Source organism: Mycolicibacter arupensis, assembly GCF_002086515.1.
Classification (GTDB): Bacteria; Actinomycetota; Actinomycetes; order Mycobacteriales; family Mycobacteriaceae; genus Mycobacterium; species Mycobacterium arupense.
This window is the reverse complement of sequence record NZ_MVHH01000089.1, coordinates 1-5,803: the sequence shown is the minus strand read 5'-3', so window position 1 is coordinate 5,803 and position 5,803 is coordinate 1. Positions and strand designations below refer to the sequence as shown.

At 69.1% G+C, this 5,803-nt stretch carries 5 protein-coding genes; 1 reads left to right on the top strand and 4 read right to left on the bottom strand.

Translation table 11 applies throughout. The features are described from left to right. Window positions 1–105 precede the first annotated feature (105 nt). From purH to BST15_RS20540, 4 genes are all read right to left on the bottom strand, one after another. Complete coding sequence (gene purH / locus BST15_RS20555) at window positions 106–1,671, bottom strand: bifunctional phosphoribosylaminoimidazolecarboxamide formyltransferase/IMP cyclohydrolase (protein ID WP_046189815.1); 1,566 nt, start codon at window positions 1,669–1,671, stop codon at window positions 106–108. After that, window positions 1,668–2,294, bottom strand: coding sequence for a phosphoribosylglycinamide formyltransferase (gene purN / locus BST15_RS20550; protein WP_046189823.1), 627 nt, complete (start codon window positions 2,292–2,294; stop codon window positions 1,668–1,670). Before purN ends, purH begins: the two co-directional genes overlap by 4 nt. A gap of 87 nt (window positions 2,295–2,381) precedes the next feature. Further along, a complete protein-coding gene (locus BST15_RS20545; RefSeq protein ID WP_046189822.1) occupies window positions 2,382–3,830 on the bottom strand; it encodes a cell division protein PerM in 1,449 nt (482 codons plus the stop codon). 45 nt (window positions 3,831–3,875) lie between these two features. Then, on the bottom strand, window positions 3,876–4,778 hold the full coding sequence (locus BST15_RS20540) for a DUF5336 domain-containing protein (RefSeq protein ID WP_046189814.1): 903 nt from the start codon (window positions 4,776–4,778) through the stop codon (window positions 3,876–3,878). A gap of 158 nt (window positions 4,779–4,936) precedes the next feature. Between BST15_RS20540 and BST15_RS20535 the strand changes: the two genes are divergently transcribed. Beyond that, a complete protein-coding gene (locus BST15_RS20535) occupies window positions 4,937–5,785 on the top strand; it encodes an LLM class F420-dependent oxidoreductase (protein ID WP_046189813.1) in 849 nt (282 codons plus the stop codon). Window positions 5,786–5,803: the final 18 nt, after the last annotated feature.

The following is a 5,803-nucleotide window of genomic DNA, read 5'->3' as shown; positions in this document are numbered from 1 at the left end:
GCCCCCACCCCACCTCGACCACGGCCAACCCCGCACCAACCACTACCACCACCCCGAAAAACTACTGGGCGACAACGGCTCCGGCGCCGACGACGGCGACGTACCTTAGTGCGCGAAGTGCCGCGCCCCGGTGAGGTACAGGGTGATACCGGCCTCGGCGGCGGCCGCCGTCACCTCGTCGTCGCGCACCGAACCACCCGGGTGCACGATCGCCTTCACCCCGGCAGCGGTCAGCGTCTGCAGACCGTCGGGGAACGGGAAGAACGCATCGGAAGCCGCAACCGCACCGGCCACCCGCTCGCCGCCGCGCTCGACCGCCAGCCGCGCGGCATCCACCCGGTTGACCTGTCCCATTCCCACTCCGATGGTGGCACCGTTGCCGGCCACCACGATCGCGTTGGATTTGACCGCGCGGCAGGCCCGCCAGGCGAAGACCAGGTCCGCCAGGGTGGCCGGGTCGGCAGGCGCCCCGGTGGCCAGCGTCCAGTTGACCGGGTTGTCACCCTGCGCATCCAGCCCGTCGCGGCTCTGCATCAGCAGGCCACCGCTGACCTGGCGCCATTCCGCCCCGCCCCGCAGCGGCTCGGAAGCCAACAGCACCCGAATGTTCTTCTTGCGCGCCAAGACCTCAACGGCACCCGGCTCATAGGCCGGGGCGACGATCACCTCGGTGAAGATGGTGCTGACGTACTCCGCCATCTCCACCGTGACCTCGGTGTTGGTCGCGATCACCCCACCGAAGGCGCTCAGCGGATCGCATTCGTGCGCCTTGCGGTGAGCGTCGGCCACCGAGATCGCCGAGACCGCGATGCCGCACGGGTTAGCGTGCTTGATGATGGCCACACAGATGTCTTCATGGTCGAAAGCCGCACGCCAGGCGGCATCGGCATCGGTGAAGTTGTTGTAGGACATCTCTTTTCCGTGCAGCTGCTCGGCCTGCGCCAGGCCCGGCCAGGCGCCGCTGTCGCAGTAGAGCGCGGCCTGCTGGTGCGGGTTCTCGCCGTAGCGCAGCTGCGCGGACCGCCGGTACGTCCGCCCGTACCACTCCGGCAGTGCCTGCCGCGGCTCCTCGGGCGCCAGCGTGGACGTCATCCAGCCGGCGACCGCCACGTCGTATTCGGCGGTGTGCCGAAATGCCAGGGCAGCCAGGCGCTTCCGCTGCGCAAGCGTGAAGCCGCCCGCGTTGACCGCGGCCAGCACACCGTCGTAGCCCAGCGGGTCGACCACCACGGCGACGCTGGGGTGGTTCTTGGCGGCCGCCCGAATCATCGACGGTCCACCGATGTCGATCTGCTCGACGCATTCGTCGACGCCGGCCCCGGAATCGACGGTCTCGCTGAACGGGTAGAGGTTGACCACCACCAGCTCGAACGCCGCGATCTCCAGCTCATCGAGCGCCTCGGCGTGCTCTTGCTTGCGCAGGTCGGCCAGCAGTCCGGCGTGCACCCGCGGGTGCAGGGTCTTGACTCGGCCGTCGAGCACCTCGGGGAAGCCGGTCACCTGCTCCACCGGCGTCACCGGAATGCCCTTGGCCGCAATAGCCTTGGCGGTGGATCCGGTCGAGACGATATCGACGCCGGCGGCGTGCAGGCCGGCGGCCAGATCGACCAGTCCGGTCTTGTCATAGACGCTGATCAAAGCCCGGCGAATCGGTCGCTTGCCGTCGGTCATCCTAGGGTTGCCTTTCGTCCGTTCCAGGTAACGCCACCGGTCGCCAACGCGGCCAGCACGTCTACCAGGAGCTTGCGCTCCACTGTCTTGATGCGTTCGTGCAAAGTGTCTTCGTCGTCGTCGTCGAGAACGACGACAGGCTCTTGGGCCAGTACCGGGCCGGTGTCGGTGCCGGCGTCCACGAGGTGCACGGTGCAGCCGGTGACTTTGACCCCGTAGGCCAGGGCTTCGGGTACCGCGTGTGCACCCGGGAAGGCCGGCAGCAGCGCGGGGTGGGTGTTGACGGTGCGGCCGAGGAACCGAGCCAGGAAGTGTGAGCCCAGGATTTTCATGAACCCGGCCGAGACCACCAGATCGGGATTGTGGGCCGCGGTGGCCTCGGTGAGCGCAAGATCCCACGCCGCCCGGTTCGGATAGTCACCCACTCGGACGGTGAACACCGGCAGGCCCGCCGCTTGGGCGATCTGCACCGCCCGGCAGTCCCGGTCGGTGCCTACCGCCACCACTCGCGCGGGGTAGTCGCCGACCGCGGCGGCCAACAGCGATGCGAGCAGCGACCCGGTGCCCGAAGCCAGCACCACCAGTCGAGCGGGGACGCTGGGAGCGACGTGGATCGGTTGCACGGTGACTGAGCCTAACGCGGTGATCGCCACTGTGGCGAAGGCGGTCACCGCCGCTGGTCACCCTCAAGATCGCCCGCGGGCCTCGCTCTAACCCTCGTAGCCGTCGTCGTCGGTGAACATCAAGTCCTCCGGGTCCTCCAACGGCCCCGGCGGCTCCGTCGGCGCGTGTGCCCCGATCCTGCGCACCGGCTCTGCTTCTGCCGTCCAGCTCAGCTCTCCACCGTCGCCGATGCCCTCATCGGACCCGAAACTCGGTTCGAAGTCGGCCTCGAACATCTCCTCGGGTTCGACGATCTCGCCCGGCGGTACGGGCAAGTCGGAATCGACCGCGACCGGCTCAGGAATGTCCTCGGGCTCGCCGGGACGCACCGGGGCGGGCGGCAGTACCCGCTGCGGCCTGGCCACGGGCCCGTTGCGGACACCGCCGATCATCACCACCGTCAGCGCTCCGATCGCGGCGAACCAGCCGAACACCGCAGGGCCGAAGGTCAGCTGATCCACCCCGACGTCGCCGAAGTTCCCCAGCCGTCCCCCACCGGCCAGGCCGAGCACTGCCATCGACAGCGCTGCGATGAGGGCCGCCGCCGCCACCTTGGCCAGCGCCGGAACCAGCGGCAGCGGCCGGCGGGCGCACTGCTGGCCAACGGCCACGCCCGATGCCGCCCCGATGATCAGCAACGCCACCCACGCGGGACCCAACGGCGGGGTGGGCGCCGCGGCCAGGATCGGCAACGCCGGGATGTCACCGCCGAGCACCGTGAACGCACTGAAGAGTGCGGGGCCGATATGTGCGCTGGAGCCCACCGCCATCGCCGTCGCTCCGACGAGGACGTTGGGCACGTACAGCATCGCGAGCAGGGTCAGGCTGAACTGGCCGAACACCGAATCGGTGATCGCGTAGAGCTCATGCATGGTCCCCCAATGCCAGATCAGGGAAACGAAGGTCACGGCTCCGGCCAGACCGAACAGCGCCAGCATCCCGGTCACCGCGGCGCGCACCGAGTCCGCCAACCAGACCGGCAGCCTGGTCTCCGCCAGCGCTCGCCGGCCCACCCGCGTTGCCACGCCGATTCCTGCACCGATCGCGTGCACCGCGAACACGTGCGCGAAGGCGCTCAGGGCATGTGGCGTCTGCAGTTCGGTGATCACCGATGCCGCATCGTGGATGACCGCCAGCGAGACCGCCGCGATCAACAGCGGGCCGCCCACCGCCGACGCCACGATCCAGCGAATGACGAACCACGAGGCACCGCGGGCGGTGGCCTGTGCGGTGGTTCGCGCGGTCCCCGCCACCATGAGCAGCACCGGCAGCAACGGGAGCGCGCCGAGATCCCGGCCGCCGATCGAGATCGGCACCTGGTGTACGCCCAGCCACATGCTGGCAATGGCACCGGACGCCCCGGTCATGTCGCTGTTGGCGATCAGCAACTGCAGCAGCGTCACCGCTGCGATGACCGTCAACGCCACGACGGACGGGCCGAAGGCGACCCGGACCAGGTCGCGGATCGGGTTCGAGCCTGGTCTGCCGCCGGTCACCGATGTCACGCTGCGAGCACGTTCAACTCGGCGCGCAGGCGCGGGTTAGGGCTGCGCCGGCCCCGACGAGGCGGAGTCGCCCTGCGACTGCTGGCCGCCCGTCGAGCTCTGGCCCGAACCGGATGCGCTCTGCCCCCCGGTGGATGACGTCCCCGAACTGCCGGTCGACGACGGGTTGTAGCTGGGGAATCCGGTCGGCGGCGTCGGCGGGCCCTGCGGCGAGGACTGCTGGACGCCCGAGTTGAAAGCGCCCGACGATGAGGAGTGCTGCGCGCCGAAGCCGCCGCTGGACGGCGCCGAGGGGTAGCTGCCATACGACGAGGGATAGCCCGGTTGCTGCGGAGCCTGCTGACCCTGGTGCCCCTGATGCCCATAACCCTGCTGGCCCTGTTGGCCCGGCTGTCCGTAGTAGTTGCCACCCGGCGGCAGCCCGTACTGGGCGTAGGGGTCGTACTTGGGACGCGGCGCCGGCGCGGTCACCACGCCGGCCTCCAGCAGCAGCGACCCGACTGCGGCGCAGGCCTGCAGGACGCTGAAGACCAGGATCAGCCACAGGCCCCAGCCAATGGTGTAGTCGCTGCTGGCCTCGGCGACGGTCGAGATGGCCAGGAGTGCTCCCAGTGCGGCGATCACGGCGACCACCGCGGTGTACACCTTGGCCTTGGGCAGCAGGCCGACGGCGGCGAGCAGCGCGGCCAGCACCGCCAGCGGTACCGTGTTGCCCGCGTCGCTGAGGACCAACGGGTAGTCGACATCGGTGATCGTCACGATCGGCCCGAAGTTCGCCAGGTAGACGCCCAGCCCCAGCGCAACCACCGCTATGCGGAGGTACTGGGGCAGCTTGCTCTCAACCTCGCCGCCGGCTTTGGCGAACGAGGGAGTCGATGGCCCGTAGGCGCCTGACTGTTGTGGAGGTTGGAAGCCGGGATTCCCGGGCGAGTAGGTCATGACCTCTCCTGTGCTTGTGGGCAGCGCGCTTCTTGGGCGGTGCGGCGCGCTTCGACCATCCACGCTAGCGCACTTGCGGCCGTAGTCGCTGGGACAACACCGCTCCTACCGGGACCCCCCGGTTGCCCGCCAAACAGGAACACGTTCTAATCACCGATATGGATTACGGGCTTGTGCTGTTCACCAGTGACCGTGGAATCGACCCAGCGGCGGCCGCAAAACTCGCCGACGATCACGGGTTCACGACGTTCTACGTACCGGAACACACACACATTCCGGTGAAGCGGCAGGCCGCCCACCCGACCACCGGCGATGAGTCCCTGCCCGATGACCGCTACATGCGCACGCTGGACCCGTGGGTCAGCCTGGGCGCCGCGTGCGCGGTGACCTCGCGCGTTCGGTTGTCGACGGCGGTGGCGCTGCCGGTCGAACATGACCCGATCACGCTGGCGAAATCGATCGCCACCCTGGACCACCTGTCCGGCGGCCGAGTCAGCCTTGGCGTCGGATTCGGTTGGAACACAGACGAATTGGCTGACCACGGCGTTCCTTCGGGCCGGCGACGCACCATGCTGCGGGAGTACCTGGAAGCGATGCGGGCGCTGTGGACGCAGGAGGAGGCCTCCTTCGAGGGCGAGTTCGTCAACTTCGGCCCGAGCTGGGCGTGGCCTAAGCCGGTGCAGCCGCACGTTCCGGTGCTTGTCGGAGCGGCCGGTACCGAGAAGAACTTCAAGTGGATCGCCCGCAGCGCCGACGGCTGGATCACCACGCCGCGCGACTTCGACATCGACGCACCGGTCAAGCTGCTGCAGGACACCTGGGCCGCCGCCGGCCGCGACGGAGCCCCCCAGATCGTGGCGCTGGATTTCAAGCCGGTGCCCGAGAAGCTGGCGCACTGGGCCGAGATCGGTGTCACCGAGACGCTGTTCGGGTTGCCGGACCGTTCCGAGTCCGAGGTGGCGGCTTATGTGGAACGTCTGGCCGGCAAGCTGGGGCTCAGCGGCTAACTGCGCGCCCCCGAGCCC

What these genes read in the sequence shown, in the direction of transcription:
- purH (WP_046189815.1), bottom strand. Translation starts at nt 1,671, where the DNA reads ATGACCGACGGCAAGCGACCGATTCGCCGGGCTTTGATCAGCGTCTAT.
- BST15_RS20540 (WP_046189814.1), bottom strand. Translation starts at nt 4,778, where the DNA reads ATGACCTACTCGCCCGGGAATCCCGGCTTCCAACCTCCACAACAGTCA.
- BST15_RS20535 (WP_046189813.1), top strand. Translation starts at nt 4,937, where the DNA reads ATGGATTACGGGCTTGTGCTGTTCACCAGTGACCGTGGAATCGACCCA.